The sequence below is a fragment of the Acinetobacter sp. TGL-Y2 genome, assembly GCF_001612555.1.
Lineage (GTDB): Bacteria > Pseudomonadota > Gammaproteobacteria > Pseudomonadales > Moraxellaceae > Acinetobacter.
This window is the reverse complement of record NZ_CP015110.1, coordinates 128,398-149,034: the sequence shown is the minus strand read 5'-3', so window position 1 is coordinate 149,034 and position 20,637 is coordinate 128,398. Positions and strand designations below refer to the sequence as shown.

The 20,637-nt window shown below is 38.4% G+C and carries 18 protein-coding genes; 5 read left to right on the top strand and 13 right to left on the bottom strand.

Going from position 1 to position 20,637, the window contains the following annotated elements; all coding sequences use genetic code 11:
* The first annotated feature begins 119 nt into the window (after positions 1–119).
* Positions 120–1,031, top strand: a complete 912-nt coding sequence (locus tag AMD27_RS00585; RefSeq protein WP_067654931.1) for a Dyp-type peroxidase — start codon at positions 120–122, stop codon at positions 1,029–1,031.
* Between the two features lie 96 nt (positions 1,032–1,127).
* Here the strand turns inward: AMD27_RS00585 and AMD27_RS00580 are convergent, their stop codons facing one another.
* From AMD27_RS00580 to AMD27_RS00555, 6 genes are all read right to left on the bottom strand, one after another.
* Positions 1,128–1,652, bottom strand: coding sequence for a hypothetical protein (locus AMD27_RS00580; RefSeq protein ID WP_067654929.1), 525 nt, complete (start codon positions 1,650–1,652; stop codon positions 1,128–1,130).
* A gap of 9 nt (positions 1,653–1,661) precedes the next feature.
* Entirely contained in the window at positions 1,662–3,803 is a 2,142-nt protein-coding gene (locus tag AMD27_RS00575) for a glycoside hydrolase family 73 protein (RefSeq protein ID WP_067654926.1), read from the bottom strand.
* The gene (locus AMD27_RS00570) at positions 3,804–4,253 is read right to left on the bottom strand and encodes a hypothetical protein (RefSeq protein WP_067654923.1); all 450 of its coding nucleotides are present in this window, start codon (positions 4,251–4,253) and stop codon (positions 3,804–3,806) included. It lies immediately after the preceding gene.
* On the bottom strand, positions 4,253–7,582 hold the full coding sequence (locus AMD27_RS00565) for a type VI secretion system Vgr family protein (protein ID WP_067654920.1): 3,330 nt from the start codon (positions 7,580–7,582) through the stop codon (positions 4,253–4,255). The genes AMD27_RS00570 and AMD27_RS00565 overlap by 1 nt, the downstream gene beginning before the upstream one ends.
* Before the next feature lie 87 nt (positions 7,583–7,669).
* Complete coding sequence (locus AMD27_RS00560) at positions 7,670–8,617, bottom strand: IS30 family transposase (RefSeq protein ID WP_067656902.1); 948 nt, start codon at positions 8,615–8,617, stop codon at positions 7,670–7,672.
* A gap of 169 nt (positions 8,618–8,786) precedes the next feature.
* Positions 8,787–10,487, bottom strand: coding sequence for an NAD-dependent malic enzyme (locus AMD27_RS00555; protein WP_067654916.1), 1,701 nt, complete (start codon positions 10,485–10,487; stop codon positions 8,787–8,789).
* 299 nt (positions 10,488–10,786) lie between these two features.
* Here AMD27_RS00555 and AMD27_RS00550 point away from each other — a divergent pair, with 299 nt between their 5' ends.
* Entirely contained in the window at positions 10,787–11,389 is a 603-nt protein-coding gene (locus AMD27_RS00550) for a hypothetical protein (protein ID WP_067662622.1), read from the top strand.
* Positions 11,390–11,460: 71 nt separating this feature from the next.
* Here the strand turns inward: AMD27_RS00550 and AMD27_RS00545 are convergent, their stop codons facing one another.
* The gene (locus AMD27_RS00545) at positions 11,461–11,736 is read right to left on the bottom strand and encodes a DUF2798 domain-containing protein (protein ID WP_067654912.1); all 276 of its coding nucleotides are present in this window, start codon (positions 11,734–11,736) and stop codon (positions 11,461–11,463) included.
* Between the two features lie 178 nt (positions 11,737–11,914).
* Here AMD27_RS00545 and argS point away from each other — a divergent pair, with 178 nt between their 5' ends.
* Both argS and AMD27_RS00535 read left to right on the top strand, forming a co-directional pair.
* Positions 11,915–13,705 carry an arginine--tRNA ligase gene (gene argS, locus AMD27_RS00540; RefSeq protein ID WP_067654909.1) on the top strand — a complete coding sequence of 597 codons (1,791 nt, stop codon included), beginning with the start codon at positions 11,915–11,917 and terminating at the stop codon, positions 13,703–13,705.
* A gap of 168 nt (positions 13,706–13,873) precedes the next feature.
* The gene (locus AMD27_RS00535; protein WP_067654906.1) at positions 13,874–14,491 is read left to right on the top strand and encodes an SPOR domain-containing protein; all 618 of its coding nucleotides are present in this window, start codon (positions 13,874–13,876) and stop codon (positions 14,489–14,491) included.
* Positions 14,492–14,555: 64 nt separating this feature from the next.
* On the opposite strand, the gene AMD27_RS00530 is transcribed toward AMD27_RS00535, so the two are convergent.
* Positions 14,556–15,452, bottom strand: coding sequence for a DMT family transporter (locus AMD27_RS00530; protein WP_067654903.1), 897 nt, complete (start codon positions 15,450–15,452; stop codon positions 14,556–14,558).
* A gap of 172 nt (positions 15,453–15,624) precedes the next feature.
* Here AMD27_RS00530 and AMD27_RS00525 point away from each other — a divergent pair, with 172 nt between their 5' ends.
* Positions 15,625–16,494, top strand: coding sequence for a helix-turn-helix domain-containing protein (locus AMD27_RS00525; protein ID WP_067654899.1), 870 nt, complete (start codon positions 15,625–15,627; stop codon positions 16,492–16,494).
* A gap of 49 nt (positions 16,495–16,543) precedes the next feature.
* On the opposite strand, the gene AMD27_RS00520 is transcribed toward AMD27_RS00525, so the two are convergent.
* The 5 genes from AMD27_RS00520 to AMD27_RS00500 all read right to left on the bottom strand — a co-directional run bounded on the left by AMD27_RS00520 (position 16,544) and on the right by AMD27_RS00500 (position 20,603).
* Positions 16,544–17,173, bottom strand: coding sequence for an alpha/beta fold hydrolase (locus tag AMD27_RS00520; protein WP_228140684.1), 630 nt, complete (start codon positions 17,171–17,173; stop codon positions 16,544–16,546).
* Positions 17,174–17,184: 11 nt separating this feature from the next.
* Positions 17,185–17,823, bottom strand: coding sequence for a glutathione S-transferase family protein (locus AMD27_RS00515; protein WP_067654896.1), 639 nt, complete (start codon positions 17,821–17,823; stop codon positions 17,185–17,187).
* A 119-nt stretch (positions 17,824–17,942) separates the two neighbouring features.
* The gene (locus AMD27_RS00510) at positions 17,943–18,341 is read right to left on the bottom strand and encodes an OsmC family protein (RefSeq protein WP_067654893.1); all 399 of its coding nucleotides are present in this window, start codon (positions 18,339–18,341) and stop codon (positions 17,943–17,945) included.
* 173 nt (positions 18,342–18,514) lie between these two features.
* Positions 18,515–19,462 (bottom strand): pirin family protein, encoded by a 948-nt coding sequence (locus AMD27_RS00505; protein ID WP_067654889.1) that lies wholly within the window; start codon positions 19,460–19,462, stop codon positions 18,515–18,517.
* A 220-nt stretch (positions 19,463–19,682) separates the two neighbouring features.
* Positions 19,683–20,603: a restriction endonuclease gene (locus AMD27_RS00500; protein WP_067654886.1), complete on the bottom strand. Its 921-nt coding sequence runs from the start codon at positions 20,601–20,603 to the stop codon at positions 19,683–19,685.
* Positions 20,604–20,637 lie beyond the last annotated feature (34 nt).

Sequence of the window (20,637 nt, the reverse complement as noted above, 5' to 3'; positions counted from 1 at the left end):
TTTGACTCAATGACCTGACCTATTCAAGTTAAAAAAATCTGTAGATTTTCCTATTAAGGTCAAGGTGCTTGATGCACAATACGGCATAGCAAAGAAAATAATTGAGGAGCCATCGTTCAATGACAGCCCAATCTGTAATTCTGCCACTACCATCAGATCATGCTCGTTTTATCGTTTTGCGATTAAAAAATTTAAGCCTTGAAGCACTTAAAGACAAATTAGAAGAACTATTCACCACACGTGATCGTTTAATTACCCAACATCCGCATGCTCAAATTAAGACAGGGGTTGCATTTGGACCTGAGCTTTGGACAAAGCTTTCAGAAGCACCTCAAGGTTTTTCCCAGTTAGAACCGATTCAAGGTTCATTTACCATGCCTGTAGTGCCTGCAGATGTATTGATTCATATCGCTTCTGCACGTAGTGATATTTGTTTTGCTTTAAGCCAAGCTTTTTTTGAGGGCATTCAAGATCAAGTTGAAGTACTTGATGAGCGTGTCTGCTTCCGTAATTTTGATGGTCGTGACTTAACTGGTTTTATTGATGGTACTGAAAATCCACAATTTAAAGATGACCGTGCTGAAACGGCACTGTTAGGTGAGGATGCAGGTATCTTTGAAGATGGTTCTTTTGTCTTTGCTCAGCGTTATGCACATGATTTAGATAAATGGAAAAAATTAAAAGTTGATACTCAAGAGCAAGTCATGGGTCGTACCAAACTTGAAAGTATCGAACTTGATGATGACGTAAAACCCGATAATGCGCATGTAGCACGTACCGTTGTTGAAGATGAAGACGGTGAAGAACTCGAAATCTTGCGTCATTCTCTTCCTTATGGGGATGGTCGTGGTGATCAGGGTCTGTTCTTTATTGCGTATACCAAAGATTTGACTCGCATTGATCAAATGCTCGTTCGTATGTTTGGTACCAGTGGTGATGGCATTCATGATCGATTACTGCACTTTGTAACAGCGCTCGATGGTGCGTATTACTTTGCGCCGAGTGAAGAGTTGTTGGAAGAAGTTTTGTAAGGTTAAAATATTAAGGAGCGGCTTTAAGACCGCTTCTTAGTTCAAAGAAAGCTTTCAGAAATGTAATTGATTGATTTTTAAATTATCTTTGTAAATTTAATTTTTTTGTTTTAACTTTTCTTCCAAATTAGAACCATCAGGGTAAATAACATTTGAAATTAAACATTTATCACTGCAATCTAATAAAATTTTTAATTTACTTTTATTATCAAATAAAACGTCTACACTTCTATCACTTTCCTTCAAGGCATTTGATAATATTATCTTGTCTTGACTATTATAAAATGGGTCCATATCTAAGTTACATACATAACCCTCTTCTGTACATTTAATATCATCTAAAATCAATGATTTTAAATTATTTGTCAAAAATTCATCACCATTTTTTGATAGAAAATCGCTCAATTTATTTTCGCTATCTTGCCCTAAATTATAAGGGAAATATATTTTATAAAAGTTTAAAACAAAAGATACTAAATCAACTTTTTTTTGGCTTCTACTCTCTTTACTCACAGAATCAGATTTTGCTTTAGACTCTTGCGTTGGGTATTTTGAATCGCAACCAAAACAGAAAAATGTTAAAAATATTATATATAGTATTTTTTTAATATCAGTAAGCATCGTTACCCTCTAATCATAAGACCGAAAAATTCTATAACTAATGGTAGGCCGTCCTCTATAAATATTTATTCCATTTTGCCTGAAGTCCGAAATCCATTGTGACCCATTATAACCAGAAATATGCCCATGCACATGTGACCCAAATCTATCAATTATATATATATCACCAATTTGTGGTGTATATCCATCCTTATCTACTTCTCTAAACCCATTATCCTGCATAACTTTTACATATTGATACGCAGAGCCTGGTCTAGGATTAACTTTTCCACCAGCTGCTTCAAAAGCTAATCGAACATACATTGCACACAACCCTCGGCTTTTTGCCGTAGAGTTTGCTTTTAAAGTTTGGGCAAAAATAGCTTTATTAAACCCACCTTTAGATTTTGTTATATAAATCTTAATAGGAGACATATTTTCAATTACAGTATACTTCTCAATTAATATTTTATTACCACTTTTATACTTTATGCTTATTTCTTCATTTATCTCACATTTATGCAGTTTACGCCCAGTACTTCCACTAATATGGACACGAGATTGTCCTTTATAAACTATTTCATAACTTAAATTCGATGCTAGCGCTTTTGTAGTATCCAAGTAAGTCTCTACTTCAAATGTGCCTTCTTTACTGACCAATTTAATAGGATGCCCATTATTTCCACGCACATCATTTTGCGATATTGGTGCAGTTTTATTTTTTGAAACAACAATCTCACCATCTGTTTTTAATGGAGGAGTTTGTGTTGGCTTTGCCAAAGTAGGCTTTTCATATTTTTCAAACAAAGCCCGTTTATAAAATAAAACTTTATTATCAAAATATGTTTCCGGTAACACAACCTGACCTGAGGGTATAGTTAATTTCACTCCAAATCCGGCTAAGCCTTTTAAAATGATTGTGCCATCATTTTTTGTATATTTATTTTTCTTTGAACCCCTATATTCTGAAATAATATGATAATTTTCCATAGCCTTCGTTGAAGAGTGGTTCATTATCAACACTTTTATTTCTCTAATTGGAATTTTAATGATTTTTAATACATTCTCTTGAACATTAAATTCTTCAATTTTTTGATTCAGCTTCCCAGAAAAATCTTTAACATAAATCGTAATTTTTGAACCAGGTTCTGCACGGACCTGTTCCTCCCCCCTACTATCACCAACGTGTTCTTTCATTTTATTTTTGTAAAAAATTCCATATGAAAAATTTTCAATACTCTTATTAGTATCATTTTCTAAAAATTTTATTTTAAAAGAAGCTAGACTCTTATCAGTATTTGGCGCTTGTATAGAAGTTTGCGTTTGCTTTGAATTTTGTACAGGCGTTTGTCTCGTAGAAGGAGTGCCATTGTGTTGGTCTAATTTATCAGCTATAGGAGTTGACGCTTTAGTAATTTTAATATTTAGAGGAGCTTTAGCTGAAGGAATTTTAGCTGGAACAATAATATTATCTTTCTTAAAGCTAATAGTTCCATTTGGCTTTACAACTATACCCTTGATAATCGCATTACTATCTGTAACTTTTGTTATCTTAATATTTCCATCTATTAAGATTTCAACTTCTTTATTTATTTCTTTACTATTATCATCATCCAAAAACACAGCATTCACAATAGTACATTGTCCATTAGATTCACCTCTAGCTATAGCCTTTCTCATTGAAGGCCCTCTAAAGACTTCTACTAATTTATCTGCATATACTAATTCAAAACTCCCTGTAGCTTTATTTTTTTCCTTATGTGTAGCATATCCAGCATCTTCCAATGCTTGAGCTTCCCTTTCAAATATACCTCTCACCCCATTACTGAAAAATTTATGATACCTTTGATTTTCTTCTAAAAATTTAACTCTATCTTCAATTGCTTCTTCAAGATCTTTGTAATTTCTAAAATCATGGTATTCCTGTACACGCTTTCCATTAGGTTTATCTTCCCAGACTAAATGTTTACTTTTAGGGCCCTTCCACCTACTATCTGCTTTTATATTAAATATATTATTTGTACCTACTAATATTTTTTCTCCCCACCCAGTTTCTTGAGCAACTTGAGCTAATATAGTCTCCCAACTCACATCTTTCTTAAATGCTATTCTCCTTACAGAACAATAGATTGAAGCAATAAAATTTAGTTTATCTTCGTATGTAGAAGCCATTTATTTTACCTCAACCGCATATTTATTATATTTCAAATTTTCTGACTTATCTGCACAACTATAAAGGACTTCTAATTTATTATTTTTTTTATAAAAACCATCATCAATTTCACAAGTCCATTTTTTATTTATAAATTTATGTTCGTTTAAGCTTCCAAATTTATCAAAAATACTTACCACCAATATTGATTGAGCTAATGTAGTTGCAGGGTGAGTAATTGAACTAGATAAAATATAATATTTATTATTTTTAAATGCACAATCCTGTATAGTAGTTTCAAAATAATCAGGCTTAACTACAAATTTCGTATAGCTCTTAGACTTCCCTAATTTTATGAAGGATACATTTGCAGGAATCGTATCATCAAACTGAACTTTATAATCACACTTTTCAGCTGCTAAAGCAGAACTAGCTATAAAAAATAATAAAATCGATACTATCTTATTCATTACTCAACTCCATTGTTTTCATCAATATCATCTTCAGTGCCAATTTCATTTAAACAACTGAATAGCTCATCATCAGGATCCGATAAACTTATAAACATTGTTCCATTTTCTCCATTTTCGCTGTCAATAAATCTAAATTCTATCTGATCGGAAGCATCTGAAAATAAACGATTTGTTCTAAATTCATCTAATTTACCAATATATTCTACTTTTTTCGTTTGATTAATAATTTTATAGTTTAATTCTGTATTCAAAAGATTTTCTGGTACAAGATTTTTTAAATCAATTCGTTTACTGTACATTCCACTTTCAGGCATTTTTGGTAACTGGGCATTTACAGTTCCCCCACCCGTAAACAAATGTTGCCCTGCCTTACTCTCAAACTTGCCACCTGTCGTACTAAATACACCACTACTATTAATCTTGAGTTGCGAGCCGCCAGCAGTGAGTACTATTTCTTTCGGACTGGTGATTTCTATCTTGTCTTCAGTAGAAATTAACTTAATCACCTTACGAGCAATCAACTCAATTGCATCATCCTGCGCTTGCAGTTCCAACTTGCCTTTTGCTGCGAACGCTCGGAATCCTTTCTGCGCTGCAAATAAACTGATCTTGTCTTGCGCATGTCCCACAATATTTTTCTGAGCACTTAAATTAATTGAACCTTGTGCACTTTCCGCAATATCTTGTGAAGCTTGTAAAATAATATCTTCAGGTGTGGTGAGTGCAATTCCATTTGGGGATGCCAGTAACATAAGGGCTTGTCGAAACAACTTACCCTGTTCTTGTTTTTTGTCATCATGACTATTTTCTAAACCTTGAGTATAGCCTTCCATAAAGCCTTGCAATGAACTCAAAGCTTTAGATGGCGTAATTTCCGATAGACCTTTATCCCCTCCAAATCCAGTACATGAAATGAGCCATTTTTCATCTGTCAAATCAACACTTGAGATGGCTTTACCTACATCCTGTATGGCTTGAAGTGGGTTATCCTGTATCCCCTGCTTTATACTTGCGAACTTACCTTTGAGTAAATCAGAACCATGTGTCTCAACATTTTCAATAAATTCTTTTAAGTTATCGATCGCTTCTTTAGCATCTTCAAAATAGGCATTAAACTCATCCACAATGCCTTTCGCGCTCCCCCCAAATGAGCCAATATCTTCAATAAATCCGCCGCAATCTTTGAGTGCGTTTAAAGGATCATTGGCTAAACCGTCTTTGAAAAGATTCACCGTAGATTGTAATGCTTGAGCGGTGTTTTTAATTTGAAGGGATTGAATAAATTTAGGAAGTCGAGTGATCACGTTCAATGCATCGGTTTGCTGCTTTACCGCCAACTGACTGAGCATTTTCATGCTCTCTTCGCCCTGAGTAAGTAAAGACTGTGCTTGTGCAGCCTCCAAATGATCTGCAATGGCATTCTCTTGTGCATAGGTGGTAATCAGCATGCCCTTACCTGCACGCATTGCACCAAATGCATCCGTTCTCAGCTCAAATCCTTCACCTCGACCATTACTTTGTTCTTTGTCTTTAGGATGGCTTAAGTTTCCTAAATTCAATTGTGTCGCTGCATGGCTACTTTGTAATTGGGTACTGATCTGCCCAGTGGTGTCATCAAAACGCAGTTGGTTAAAGCCCGTGCCTCCTACCTCAGCAGATCGGATACCACTGAGTTTTTTAGTATCTGGGAGCTGTCCTTTGATATCAAACATCGTTTGATAACGCTCCGCTTCATGTAAACGTCCCACCACAAAAGGCCGATCGACATTGCCATCAAAGAAATCAATCACCACGATTTCACCAATACGTGGATGAAAACGTGAACCATAACCTTCACCTGCCCATGAAGTCAGTACATCCACCCATGCGGAGTCTGTGTCATTATCATTTGAACCTGCCCCACCATCATGCCCATGATCATCAGAACGGGTAAACACAAAACGCACTTTGATCCGCCCCCATTGATCGACATAGATGGTTTCACCTGCAGGTCCAACCACTTTGGCACGCTGAGGATAGGCCAATGGCCGATGCTTTAGAGGATCAAATTCTGGAACAACTGCAACACTTCGGCGCACCAAAGACAGCTCATTGGCTTGTCGCTCTTGGGTTTTTAAATGCTGCCAACGGCTTAAGTCGAGCAATGCATCGACTTGGTTTAACAAATCTTTTGGCAGATTATTTTGATTATAAAAATGCTTAGCTAAAATCAGGAGTTCACGGTCTGAACCTTGATGTTGATCAATTTCAGCATGACCAGAAAATTCAAACCAATAACCAACATGTGCATCACGTACACTGCTTTGCGCACTAAAGTATTTTGACTGTAAATCTTGATATTGGCTGAGCTGTGTATTTAACTTTGACAGCTGAGCGCTACTTGATGCAGTGGTCTGGTCTTCCCCATTTAAATCACTGATCCATGCGGGGCTAATGGTCCATGCTTGTTCCAAACTCAGTGTCTCATTGTCATGCTGTTCACTATGGATATGTGAGCTCAGACTTGCTTCGCCCTGATCTTGCGCCAATGTATCCGATTGCCAGCGCTGAAGCTGAATGGCATTAGAGTGAATATTCCGCTGTGCTACAAAGCTCGTAATGGTATCAAAGCGCTCTGTGGCACTGCTTCGATGGAAACGAATATGACGTCGATCTAAAGCCTCAAAGGAGCTATTGTCATCGATTAAGCGTAACTTTTGGGGCTGAATCTCAGACGCATTCATTGCAACGACATGCACTGTTTCATCCACTAACCAATTGATGCCTTCACTGCGCCACAGACGCGTTAAAAAATCATAATCAGTTTCATTGGCTTGCATGACAAAGGGACGAATATCGTAATCCTGCTGCAACTCTTTGGTGGTCAAATTTAGACTGGCACTAAACAGCGGGCTTTTACTTTGCCATTCCTTAAACATCACCTCTGTAATGTCGATGACGCTCTTATTCATAAACACCCGACTATTGCGTCGTTTGTGCCATAGAGCAGTTGCATCTTCTAAAGTGAGTTTATAAAGAGTTAATGCACCATCGCTTTGACCTTGACTTGCCCCTGTAATAATCCCCGTGGTGCGTGACAGCTTACCCAAATCTGTGACTTGATCGATAGCCACCTGACAACCAATGAATTGTTTCAATTGAATATGCGCATTGGTGGAGAGACACAGCACATCGGCCTTTAAACCAGTATTGATCTGATGTTGACCTTGAATGCGCTGAACAAATACCTGAGCATTTAAGGCAGGATTTGAAAACTGAATATGTAAGGCGCGTTTTTGTCGGCTAAGACCTAAATTTTCTAAAATCGAATGAATATTATTAAGCATATTCTTATACTATTTTATTTATTTAAAGATAAAAATATTCTATCTCATCAAAGCAATTTTTAGAATCACATTGTTGTTTTTTAGTGCTTAGATTAGCACTTGAAGTGCAACACCATGTTCTTGGAGTAATACCTGACTCGGACTTTTAAATCCGAGTCTTTTTCTTGGGCGATGATTCAAACGCTTAGTAATCTCTGAAATATATTCATCCGTGTAGTTATTTAGATCACTTCCTTTTCTGATGTATTGCCTGATCAGACCATTCGTATTCTCATTTGTGCCTCTCTGCCATGCACTGTAAGGATCTGCAAAGTAGAATTCTATTTCCAGTTCATTCGCGATTTGTTCATGTAGGCTAAATTCCTTGCCATTATCAGCAGTAATCGTCTTTAACTTCTCTTTGATTGGAGCCAGCAAGTCAACAGTGGCTTCACAAACCGCCTGACTCTTGCGAGTGCTACATTTCTTTAACCAAAGATAGCCTGTTTTCCTATCTACAATTGAAACTAAAGACTGCTGCTGATTTTTGCCCACAATCGTATCTATTTCTAAATCACCAAAACGTGATCGCTTCTCAATGATGTGTGGCCTATCGTGAATGCTTTTACGGTTACTGAGCATCCCACGAGTTTCTGGTTGTCCATACTTTCTTTTTCGTTGATTTCTAAAACGTAAATGAAGATAAAGACTGCCTCCTTTGAGTTTATCTTGCTGAATATATCGATAGATTGAATGCATACTGATAGCTACGTGAGAAGCGATTTGTTCGGGACTCCATTGCAAAGCAAGATAGCTTTCGATCTGTTGCAATAGGGAGGAACTTACAGTTCTATGATTCGAGATATGGCGTCTTTTAGCCAGTTTATGAGCATGTTTAGCAAAGTAGCCATTTCTATTACGATTACGTTTGATCTCTCTACAAATTGTAGAGGGAGCACGAGCCAATCTGAGGGCAATATGACGCGTAGAAAAACCTTCGCGTAGTAATGTATAAATCTGATATCTTTCTTCTTGGGTAAGATGAGTATAGTTCATGATGCAACTTTGACTTTGGTCGGTCTGGAAGCAGAATGCTATCTCATTTTACTTCCTACCTAAAATTAATCTCTGTTGCACTTCGTTTGAGAATCTAAGGTGCATAAAAAAGGAATCAACGAATTGATCCCTTTCAACTTTACTTAATTAAACTTGAGTATTCACGTGATTAAAAAGGAATACGCTTATAACGACGATATTCCGGTTTCCAAAAATTATCTTCAATGCTTTTGAGCAACAGTTCATCGCTGAGTGCCAATGCAACGCCATCCGCAATGGCAGCTTGTCCCACTTTAAATGCAATAATTTTAGAGACTTTTTGAAGATCATTTAGATCTGGTAATAGATCTGCATCTGGATTTTGCAGTTTTGGCGAACAATCTGCCAGTGCCATGCTGGATGCCATCAGCATATTATCTGTGACACGTGTGGCTTGAGCTGCAATCACTCCCAAACCAATGCCCGGGAAAATATAGGAGTTGTTGCACTGAGAAATATGGTGAACTTTACCGTTATGTGTCACTGGTAAAAATGGAGAACCAGTTGCAATTAAGGCTCTACCGTCTGTCCACTGAATAATATCGGCTGGCACAGCTTCAACGCGTGAGGTTGGATTGGACAGTGGCAATACAATTGGATGCTCACAGTTTGCCGCCAAGGTCCGAATGATTTCTTCAGTAAATAACCCTGGTTGACCCGATACCCCAATCAATACGGTTGGCTTGGCATTCTTGACGACATCAAGCAGTGAAATCATACCTTCAACATCAGCCCATGCCGCCACAGTTTCCGTTTTTTGAACCAATTTACGCTGGAAATCCACCAAATTCGGTTGATTGTCAGTGATCAGACCAAAACGATCGACCATGAAAATACGTGCACGCGCTTCGGCATCCGTTAAACCTTCAGCGATCATTTGCGCGACAATTTGTTCAGCAATCCCACAGCCTGCCGAACCCGCACCTAGGAAAGCCACCGTCTGATCTTTAAGCTGCTTGCCTGCGGCACGACTGGCAGCAATGAGGCTACCGACAGACACGGCAGCAGTACCTTGAATATCATCATTGAAGCAGCAGTATTGGTCGCGATATTTTTCAAGCAAAGGCATCGCATTTTTCTGGGCGAAATCTTCAAATTGAATTAAGGCTTTAGGCCAACGACGCTTCACTGCTATTAAGACATCATCAACAAAGCTGTAATATTCATCGCCACTGATACGTGGTTGATTCCAACCCAAATAAATCGGGTCATTTAACAGTTGTGGATTGTTGGTGCCTACGTCAATCGTGATCGGTAAGGTATACGCAGGACTAATGCCACCACACGCGGTATACAGTGATAATTTACCAATCGGGATTCCCATCCCGCCAATACCCTGATCGCCAAGACCTAAAATACGTTCACCGTCTGTAATCACAATCACTTTAACGTTATTTTTATTGACGTTTTGCAGAATATCATCAATATGTCCGCGGTCAGGATAGGAAATAAATACCCCACGATGACGACGGTAAATATCAGAGAAGCGTTGACATGCCTCACCTACTGTTGGGGTATATATGATCGGCATCATTTCTGACAAATGATTTTCAATCAGATGGTAAAATAGCGTCTCATTGGTATCTTGGATATTTCTTAAATAAATATGCTTGTTAATGTCATCATTAAAAGCAGTGTACTGTTGATACGAGCGCTGATGTTGTTCTTCTATCGTTTCAATCACGTGCGGCAATAAGCCATGTAGGTTGAAGTTCGAGCGTTCGTCTTCGGTAAATGCTGAACCTTTATTGAGTAGCGGAAGTTCTAGCAGGCTAAAACCAGCATAAGGCGTATAAAGAGGATGTTTGGTTTGTAAATTCGCAGATGTCATGTCCAGTCTCATTCATTTGGCACAAGGCCATAACTTCAGTCCAATTTGACTTCAGCACTTTATATAACAGATAGCTTAAGCCTATTTCAGCGCAATATGATATTTAGAAAATTGATAATGATATTTTGGGCATTTTTAATGATGATAAGCTGAATTTTTCAATTTATTTTGAATATTTGCACATTATTTCACAGTACTTTGAAGTAATTTGCACCAATTTGTTAATTTTCTCCATACCGTGCATTTTTTTGGCTAACATAAACACCACACATCACCTTAAAATTTATAATGACATGACGATGAAAATATCTTTTAAAGCACCTTGTGCACTATTAATTGTGACGGCATTCATCAGCGCTTCTGGCTGTCAAAGTATCTCTGAAACCTCCTCAAAATTCAGCGACAAAGCGCTGTCGATGATTGGACTTGGAGATAAAGAAAAAGCACCTGAAATTGATCAAAAAGGTGTGGTGGATATCAGTAAAACCACATTGGAACAGATTGAAAAACTTACCACCAATATGCCGACTGGACAGTGGGTTTATATTGAAAATGATCTACAAGGCATTTACAACTTACAAAACAAAGCCCAAGATGGGCATATGCTGTTTATGCGACTAAACTGCAAAACTACCACGCAAAAATCTAGCTTTTCGATTCAAAATAAAGACGGTCAAGACATTCTAAAATCAAGTGACCCTCAAGCAGGTGCTATTCAAGTCTTGTTGGACAATAAAAACTACAGCAATCCTTTCGATACGGTGAACTTGAAAAAATTAGAGACTTTTAAAGCTGCGCTTAAAAAAGCCAAAGTGGTTAAAGTCTTCAATGCCTCAAAGCTGTATACTTTTGAAAATGGCAAAGCCGAACTGCTGGATAAACCGGTCAGTTGCTATCTTTAAGCGTTCATGACTGGCTAACAATCAGTATGTCTGTAAGCACGCATAATTCAAGTCGTGCCACCTGTAAAGCCTTATTTCATGGGTGGCATATGAACCAATTTACCCGTCAGTTTTCGCACCATAGGCAATAACAATAAAACAATGGGAAAGGCAAATGCCCATGACAACATCCAGTTGTGAAACCAAAGGCTAATAAATCCATCGATCCAGCCCAAATTGCGCAGCATGTTGATCATGGAGATGATCCCGCTCATCAGGAAAGACAAGAAAAATGGAATGACTACGGTGGCCCATTTTGTCGGTAGTTTAGGGATGTTTCCTATGATTTTTGGCGAATCTACAGCCATAACAGACTCATCTATACATTTTAGAATTTGACCATCTTACGCTTTGGTTTTTAACTTTTCTGCACTTTGTTGATTTTTTATATCGAATAACTTTTATTCAATACAAATGCCTTTAGCTAAAGTGCCTGAAATTTGCTATATTTATCGTTTTTCTGCGACATTAATTTTTCGATAAATTATGAATACGGCAATACAAGCAGCTCTCGATCATGCAGTGCAATCTCTTCAAGTTGAAGGGATCCTTCCATCCGACTTTAAAAACAGCGGAAACTTAACGCGTACCAAAGACCGAAGCCACGGTGATTTCGCGTCGAATATCGCCATGATTGCCTCTAAAGCTGCGGGTATGAAGCCACGTGATTTAGCTGAAAAAATTCTTGCAGCACTTCCAGAAGTGGCAGACATTACTAAAGCTGAAATTGCAGGTCCTGGTTTTATCAATTTCTTCTTAAATGCTGACCAACGTTTTGCGGTCTTGGATCAAATTCAAGCGCAAAAAAGCCAGTATGGTCGTACGCAAGCCAATGCAGCAAAAAAAATCCAAGTTGAATTTGTATCTGCAAACCCGACCTCCAGCCTGCATGTAGGTCATGGTCGTGGTGCAGCTTACGGTATGACGGTTGCAAACTTGCTTGAAGCAACAGGGGCAACCGTTGACCGTGAGTATTATGTCAATGACGCAGGTCGTCAAATGGATATTTTGGCCACATCGACTTACCTGCGTTATTTAGAATTGAATGGTCAAGTATTGGTGTTTCCAAAGAATGCGTATCAAGGTGACTATGTTAAAGAAATCGCACAAAGCATTATGGACCAAGACGGCGATGCCTATGTACGCCCTGTTGCCGATGTGTATAAAGATGTGCCTGAAGATGTGCAGTTTGCTGAAGAACTCGATGCAGATGGCAACAAAGTTATACTGTCTGGCGATAAAGAAAAACACATTGATGGTTTGATTTTCAATTCTCAAGCATTGATTGGTACGGGTTACCGTGTATTCCTTCAAGCGGCATTGAAAGCGATTCTTGATGATATTAAAGATGACCTAGGTGAGTTTGGTGTGACCTTTAATCAGTGGTTCAGCGAAGAATCATTGACAGACAAAATTGAAGAAGCACTCCAAACTTTAGACCAACGTGGGTTCTTGTATGAGAAAGATGGCAACATTTGGTTCAAATCAACTGATTTTGGTGATGAAAAAGACCGTGTGGTGAAACGTCGTAATGGTCAAACCACCTATTTTGCCTCTGACATTGCCTATCATTTAAATAAACTTCAACGTGGCTATACTGACATTGTTGATATTTGGGGTTCAGATCACCACGGCTATATCGCGCGTGTGAAAGCCGCAATTGATGCGATGGGTTATGACTCTAAAAAATTAACCGTGCTTTTGGTGCAGTTTGTGAGCCTTTGGCGTGGCGGTGAGATGGTTCAAATGTCATCTCGTTCAGGTCAGTTCGTGACTTTACGTGACCTTCGTAAAGAAGTGGGCAATGATGCTGCACGTTTTTACTACGTGATGCGTAAATCAGAACAACACATTGATTTTGACTTAGACCTTGCTGTGTCACAAAGCAAAGACAATGCCGTATATTACATCCAATATGCACATGCGCGTATTTGTCGTATGCTAGAAAAAGCAGCATCGAATGATGTGAACTTTGATCCAGTTCAAGCCCGTACTTTAGCTTCACGTTTAGACCTAGAAGCGGAAACTGAAATTTTGGCTAAGCTTGCTGCTTATCCAGAAATTATTGTCCGTGCTGCCAATAGCTATGAGCCTCATCAAGTGGGTAACTACTTGAAAGAACTTGCGGCATTGTTCCATGGCTGGTACAACGACAATAAAGTCTTGGGTGATGATGCTGAATTAACACAAGCGCGTTTATTGTTGTCAAGCAACGTACAGCAAGTGCTCAAAAATGGTTTAGAGCTTTTAGGTGTATCTGCACCTGAGAGCATGTAAGTACTGCTTTGCATGCTTGCAAAAGATAATAACTTTGTTCGATGTAAGTATGTAAGCCCAGCACTGCTGAATATGCTTTTAAGCATATCAACATCACAATCAAAAAAATGATTCGAAATGGCTATGCAAAATAGCCATTTCACAATAAAGAATGAGAGAGGTTTCCACGTGTTTGGAAAAACGCAGCGCGGTGTATCTGAAAGACCCAATAAACCTAAAAAGCCGTTAATCCCGAAATGGTTAGGGATGCTTGTGCTTATTTTAATCGTGTTAAGTTTTGCCGTGGCACTTATGCTCTGGAAACCTTGGGAACCGGTTAAACCTCGCAGTAACGAAGTGACCTCTGAGCATTATCAAGAAGACACCAACAAAGATTATCGTTTTTATGACTTGTTGCCACAGCAACAAGTGACCCCGATTCCAGATCAAGCCGTGCCTGAAAATCAGCAAGTCGCAACTGCTCCTGTGATTGTCGAAGCGCCTGCTGCAGTGACGGCACAAACGACCACCGCTGAAGATGGTACCGTCACGCAAAGTGCTGAGGCAGTTGCAGTGAAACCAAGCTTTATTTTACAAGTGCGCAGTTACCCTGACCCTGACAGTGCAGACGCTCGCCGTGCTGAGATTATCTTAAATGGTCTGTCGGCCGATGTGATGAAAACCACCGAAGGCGGTCAAACATGGTATCGCGTGGTCTCAGGCCCCTATGAATCACAAGAAGCTGCCGTGATTGCCCAGCAAAGTTTACAACACAGTGGCATCGACTCGATTGTTGTAAAGCGTTAACCCAAAAAAGAACAATCTTAAAGATTGTTCTTTTTTATCTCAGCCTACATTAGCATTTTAATTCTCAAGGCTTAATCAAAGCATTGAGTAACCTTTTGGGTTTTGCAAATAAAATATAATTACCAAGTAAAATAAAGATAACCCCTAAAATTGATCCCAAATGCCACTGATAATTTTCCCATATCGTCGAAAGACTTAAAGCAACCAAAGGAAATAATAAAGTTGTATAGGCTGCTTGACTCGCACCGATCCGACCAATGAGCGCGAAGTAGGCAGTAAATCCAATCACAGAACCAATCACAGCCAAATACAGCAGTGCAAAAAATCCTGCATTCGATATTTGAGGAAAGAAGTCTTGCTGTAGAAATAATGCAATTAGCCCCATAATCATTGCACCATAAAGCATGCCAAATGCATTGGTGGTCAAAATATCTAAACCTTTTTTCTGATGTCGAATGCTCACCATGTTCCCGATGGAGAATCCATACGTACCAAATAAGCAGAGCCCTATCCCCCACAATGTCTTCAAATCAACCTCTGTTGATACGATGTCATGCCAAAATAATGCGACAATACCTGCGATGCCTAGAATTGCAGATGGATAAAAATATTGAGAGATTTTTTGACCAAAGAAGATACGATTATTCAAAGCATTAAATATAACGGCCATGGAAAAGATAATCGCCTCTAAACCACTATTGATATACGCAATTGCGGTATAGAAACATATAAAATTAAAGCCAAATACACATGCACCTTGAATGAGGCAAAACAAATGATCTTGTCTACTTAGTGCTTTTAATTTTTTGGTGATGATTAAAAAAATAAATAACAAACTAGATGCAATGATAAAACGCCAAAAAACACCGACTACAGGACTAAGTTCACCATGCTGAAATGAAATTGCAATCCAAGTCGCTCCCCAAATAAGAACCACTGAAAAATATAGAAATACATTCATTTTTATTTCATCTACAAGATTTATTGTGGTTATTCTGCTCAGGTTTAACTTTCGAAACTCACTCAATCTTGCGGACACTTACACAATCTTGCGCTTTTCTTTGGCTAAATTTTGTTTAACATCTTTTAAATGGTTAAACTGAATTTAAAGCCCTAGCGTTCTGTCTCTTAAAATGAAATACAAAACGATTGAACAATTACAGCAGCATAAAGCTCAACTTTTAGATACGGTACAGCTTGGTTCAGGGATGCAAATGGCATCTTGGTATAACCGTCATGATCGCGTAAATGTATATAGCAATCACCACACATTAAGCCTATATGTGAAAGATGGATATGAAAGCTATCGAAAGACAACAACAGGTTGGCGCAATGGGGGTTCTCCTGATCGATTTTGTTTGATGCCTCAAGGTCAAGATTCAACATGGGATATTCGTGGAGAACTTAGTTTTGTGCATCTTTATTATACGGATCAACATCTTCGAGATATCGCACTTAAGATTTGGGACAAAGAACCTTCTCATATTCATTTAGAAGAGCAGAATTTTGTTAAAGATCCATTGGTTAGTGCTGCATATCGTCAATTTTTGCTCAAATGTGACTGGCAAGATTCCAGCAATCAACTTCAGCTGAGCAGTGCCTCAAATTTACTCTTAAACCATATATTGCAAAATTACAGCAATGTGCAATGGAAATTACCGCGTGTTAGGGGTGGAATTGCACCACATGCTCTAATCCGCTTACAAAATTGGATTGAACAGAATCTACACTTAGCTTTAACCATTGCAGATTTGGCCAAGCAAGTCGAACTCAGTGAATATCATTTTGCACATATGTTTAAACAATCTACAGGGTTATCACCCCACCAATATGTATTACAAAAGCGACTGCAGAGAGCTCATCATTTTATTATCAATAGTAAAAAAGAATTAACAGAGATCGCCCTAAACTGTGGCTTTAGTTCAGCAAGTCACTTTAGTGCACGCTTTAAACAGTTGTATGGTTATGCTCCATCTCAACTGCGTAAAAAAAACACTATTTAGCAATTAAGTCTATTGGATTTTCTTTGAAGTGATGAATGTTCAAATCTGCTTATTCAATGGAATGAATCAAACCCTCGATCAAATCTGCAACCCGTTCAGCATATTTAAATGCCAAATCATGTTGCCCTCCCTCAATGATTTCCAAACGTGCCTGCTTAAATTGCTTTTCTGAATATCGTCCTACACTCAAAGGACTGATGGGATCATCGTCACCCCAAATCAATAAAACAGGGCATTTGATTTGATCCAGTTGATTATCTAAAGCTTCTCTACATTGAACAAACCAATCAGGTACTGAAAAATTTAATGAGTAATCTTCACGCCAGTCTGCAACAGCAAATCTGGATAGATCAATGCCACCTGAAGTCGTAACCAAAACCAATGCTTTGATGCATTTTTGGTCGCATAAATTCAAATGCAAAGCTGCTTGAACTGCAAATATTCCACCCATGGATTGAGCAATAACAACACTCGGTTGCTCTTGACTCAAACTTTTAATCGAACTAATGACATCCAGTTGTAAATCATCAAAACTTCGAACCCCTACTTTTGCAGGCATACCACCAAACTCAGGATAAGTCATGATTTGCTTCGTATAGTTAGGCGATAATAAAGACAGTACGGGTTGCCAAAACTCGATATTGCCCGATGCTCCTGGTAGGAAAATTAAATTTTCCAAATTTATTATCCTCAATCACCCTTGGCTTGAGCACGCTGATAGGCAGGTCGCTGCTTTATACGTTCAACAAAAGCTTTGATTTGAGGATGTTTGCCCTGCATGCGCTCTTGCATCGCAATCATGGGAAAGCTCATTTGAATGTCTGCAAATGAAAACTCCCCTGCAAAATACTCATGGGTCTTTAAGTGATTCTCTAAAAAAGGAATATGGTCATTTAAACGCGGAGTAATAAAGCCGCTTTTCACCCCATCGACGATTTTATTCGCCAACGGGCGAATAATAAAAGGTACACGCTGAGGCACGAAAGACATCACCAAGCTCATGACCAATAAAGGCATAAGAGATCCTTCGGCATAATGCATCCAGTAGTTATATTGGCGCTGCTGCGCTGAGTTTTGAGGTTTAAATTTCTGCTCAGTGTCGTAAGTGGCTTGTAAATATTCCAAAATCACCGCAGATTCTGCCAACGTCACATCACCATCGGTCAAAACAGGTGACTTCCCCAAAGGATGAATCGCTTTGAGTTCAGAGGGTGCGGTATAATTCGGCAAGCGTTTATAATGCTTAATCTCATACGCTACACCCAATTCTTCCAATGCCCAAATAATTCGAGAAGAACGTGATTTTTCCAAATGGTGCAATGTAATCATAATAATCGTCGCGTTTTTATGGTGATTTCGACTATACCCGATTTGTCCAAAAAAAAGACAGCCTACCTTACACAAAAGGTCATATTCAAATGAGACTTTTAAAATACTTTGTGTTGTGTTTATAGCACCGAGGTATTGATTTCTAGGCTACGCAACAAAGTCTTGGTCACTGGAGTTTTCTGACAAATATCCAGCACCTTTTGTGTTAATTCTGCAGATAAAGGCTCAGCAAAAGCCAAACGGCGTTCGATCCATTCTTGACCTTCTTTGTTGGCATGAAATTCTGCCTCGACACGAAATTCGCCCAGTGCCAAAGCTTTATGTTGTGCATACATACGTAAAGTAATCATGGTGCAGGAAATCAGCCCTGAACAAACAAAATCATAAGGTGCAAGCCCTTGATCTTGTCCGCCAAAAGATTCAGGTTTATCGGTCAATAACTGATGTTTGCCACTGCTGATATTGCCTGACCACGGTTCAGCCAAAGTCTTTACGCTTGCTTGCGCGATAATCGCCATAGCTATTTCCTATTTATTGATCTTAATGTTTTATCAGTTTAAATCTATTTCAATGGTATTTTTTTGAGCATTTTGATAGTTTTTTTTACTTAGACAACACACGCCTATTCAATCCTATGACTGTGATTTAAACAGGCAATTTAGACGTGTGATGCATATCCATAGGCTTGTGTTTATTTTGAAGCCCGCATTTTATCTGGGAAGGTCGGTGCTTCTAAACGTGGACCATCATAGTCTGGAATAAAGCCAAAGCGTGCATCCCCATTGACCCATTGTTCACGGGCGATACGCAGCTCTTCTTGGGTGCGACCGACAAAATTCCACCACAGTAAAATCGGCGATTCAAACGGTTCACCGCCCAGCAGTAAGATGCGACTGTCTTTATGCACTTGAATTTCGATTTCAGTCAGTCCCGTCTCAAGTACCACCAAATTGTCTTCATCCAGTTCATGACCATTGATCGTGGCCGTTCCTTCTAAGGCCATAAACCCATATTCAAAAGCAGGATTAAGTTCTAGCCGAGTCGTGACCGTTTCTTTTGCGCTTAAGTCTACACCCAATAACGGCGTATAGACTTGCACAGGGGATGTGGTATTTAAAAACTCACCGACCAACACGGTATATTCAATACCCTCTTTGTTCACCACAGGCAATTCTGGATAATGGTCAAACTGCGGATCAATATTGAGTTTATCATCTGGCAATGCAATCCAGAGCTGTGCGGCATGCATTTTGGTTTCAGTCTCAGGTGCAACTTCGGTATGTGAAATTCCACGACCTGCGGTCATGAGATTGACCTGTTTTGGGCGAATGAGCTGTTTGCTGCCCACACTATCGGTGTGCATCATAGTGCCTTCAATCATCCATGTGAAGGTTTGCAGACCAATATGTGGATGTGGACCGACATCTAAGCCATCGCCTTGAGGAAACACCACAGGACCTGCGTGATCTAAGAAACACCATGCGCCAATCAAGCGTTTATGACGGCTTGGTAGTGCACGTTTAATAATTGTACCCTTGCCAATTTCTGCTGATCGGATTTGGAAATCTTGGATAAATTGATTGACGTATTTTTCGCAATCATCCGAATGCGAAGTCTCAGTATAGTTGGTATTGGTCATAACATCATCCTTCCCATTGCCTGCTGATAAAACTCATTTCCAGCGTTTTATATTTTGTCATTATTTTCATTCTATCTCTTCGACATGCTTAAGCCTAGCTATAGGTCGATAAGCTGTATATCAGAAATAGGACAATTCTAAAGGAGAGATGTATGAGAGGTTAAAGATAATTGATAACATAAGCACTTCAATAATTCTTTTTTTCAGTCTAATCATAATTTTAGAAATTATCTTCATCAAAACGATCTTGGTCGATTTTATAGATATGAAAACTGCGTTCTATTTGTACGCCTAAACCAAATTCAATCATTAACGATGTCAACTTATCACCATCAATTAATACAATCCCTGATTTTTTAGCGGACTCAGTTGCCTCTTTGCTGAAACTTGATGTAGTAATGAATACGCCTTTTTTGGCAACTTGATCAGCTAAAGCACCTTTAAATTGTTGAATATCAGGACGACCAACCGTATTTTCCCAACGCTTTGCTTGAATATAAATTTTATCCAGCCCTAAACGATCTTCACTAATGACACCATCAATGCCTCCATCGTTTGTTTTACCAATGGCTTGAGCTGCATCTTGATGTGATCCGCCGTACCCCATAGCCACAAGAAGATCGACAACAAGCTTTTCAAAAAATTTTGGCGTATTAGCTTTGACTAAAGATAATAATTCATTGCTCAACTCTTCTTTTAATAACTTAGACTGTTCCAAAATAATTTCAGGAGGTGTTAGTTCTTCGTTATCGCTAGTTGGAACATTATTATTTTCTTTTTTTTCAGAAGTAATAGTTGTTACTCCAATTTTTCTAAATTCTTTAAATGTTTCAAATTGACTAAGAAACTTCATATCAACTTTTTGTAACTTATTTAAATCTAACTTCAAACCTAATTCTGTTAATTCAAAATGTGCTTTTTGTGGATATTCTAATAACCCAGCTTTTTTCAAATAAGTTTTAGCCCATTGTAAACGATAAAAAATAATATTCCTTCCATCATCCAAAGTCGCATTTTTTTCTCCATCGGAGCAATCAAGTACATTCAGTAATTCGTTATAAGCTTCACGTAAACTATAAGTTTTATTTTCTTTCTGCATAATTTTAAGCAAAGGTAACATCAAATCGTAATGAGTCAGCATTTAAATTATTAATATCAGATAAATTTTTATACAT

Excerpts from the sequence above, each read along its gene's own strand:
- AMD27_RS00585 (WP_067654931.1), top strand. The coding sequence starts at position 120 with ATGACAGCCCAATCTGTAATTCTGCCACTACCATCAGATCATGCTCGT.
- AMD27_RS00580 (WP_067654929.1), bottom strand. The coding sequence starts at position 1,652 with ATGCTTACTGATATTAAAAAAATACTATATATAATATTTTTAACATTT.
- AMD27_RS00575 (WP_067654926.1), bottom strand. The coding sequence starts at position 3,803 with ATGGCTTCTACATACGAAGATAAACTAAATTTTATTGCTTCAATCTAT.
- AMD27_RS00570 (WP_067654923.1), bottom strand. The coding sequence starts at position 4,253 with ATGAATAAGATAGTATCGATTTTATTATTTTTTATAGCTAGTTCTGCT.
- AMD27_RS00565 (WP_067654920.1), bottom strand. The coding sequence starts at position 7,582 with ATGCTTAATAATATTCATTCGATTTTAGAAAATTTAGGTCTTAGCCGA.
- AMD27_RS00560 (WP_067656902.1), bottom strand. The coding sequence starts at position 8,617 with ATGAACTATACTCATCTTACCCAAGAAGAAAGATATCAGATTTATACA.
- AMD27_RS00555 (WP_067654916.1), bottom strand. The coding sequence starts at position 10,487 with ATGACATCTGCGAATTTACAAACCAAACATCCTCTTTATACGCCTTAT.
- AMD27_RS00550 (WP_067662622.1), top strand. The coding sequence starts at position 10,787 with ATGAAAATATCTTTTAAAGCACCTTGTGCACTATTAATTGTGACGGCA.
- AMD27_RS00545 (WP_067654912.1), bottom strand. The coding sequence starts at position 11,736 with ATGGCTGTAGATTCGCCAAAAATCATAGGAAACATCCCTAAACTACCG.
- argS (WP_067654909.1), top strand. The coding sequence starts at position 11,915 with ATGAATACGGCAATACAAGCAGCTCTCGATCATGCAGTGCAATCTCTT.
- AMD27_RS00530 (WP_067654903.1), bottom strand. The coding sequence starts at position 15,452 with ATGAATGTATTTCTATATTTTTCAGTGGTTCTTATTTGGGGAGCGACT.
- AMD27_RS00525 (WP_067654899.1), top strand. The coding sequence starts at position 15,625 with ATGAAATACAAAACGATTGAACAATTACAGCAGCATAAAGCTCAACTT.
- AMD27_RS00515 (WP_067654896.1), bottom strand. The coding sequence starts at position 17,823 with ATGATTACATTGCACCATTTGGAAAAATCACGTTCTTCTCGAATTATT.
- AMD27_RS00510 (WP_067654893.1), bottom strand. The coding sequence starts at position 18,341 with ATGGCGATTATCGCGCAAGCAAGCGTAAAGACTTTGGCTGAACCGTGG.
- AMD27_RS00505 (WP_067654889.1), bottom strand. The coding sequence starts at position 19,462 with ATGACCAATACCAACTATACTGAGACTTCGCATTCGGATGATTGCGAA.
- AMD27_RS00500 (WP_067654886.1), bottom strand. The coding sequence starts at position 20,603 with ATGCTGACTCATTACGATTTGATGTTACCTTTGCTTAAAATTATGCAG.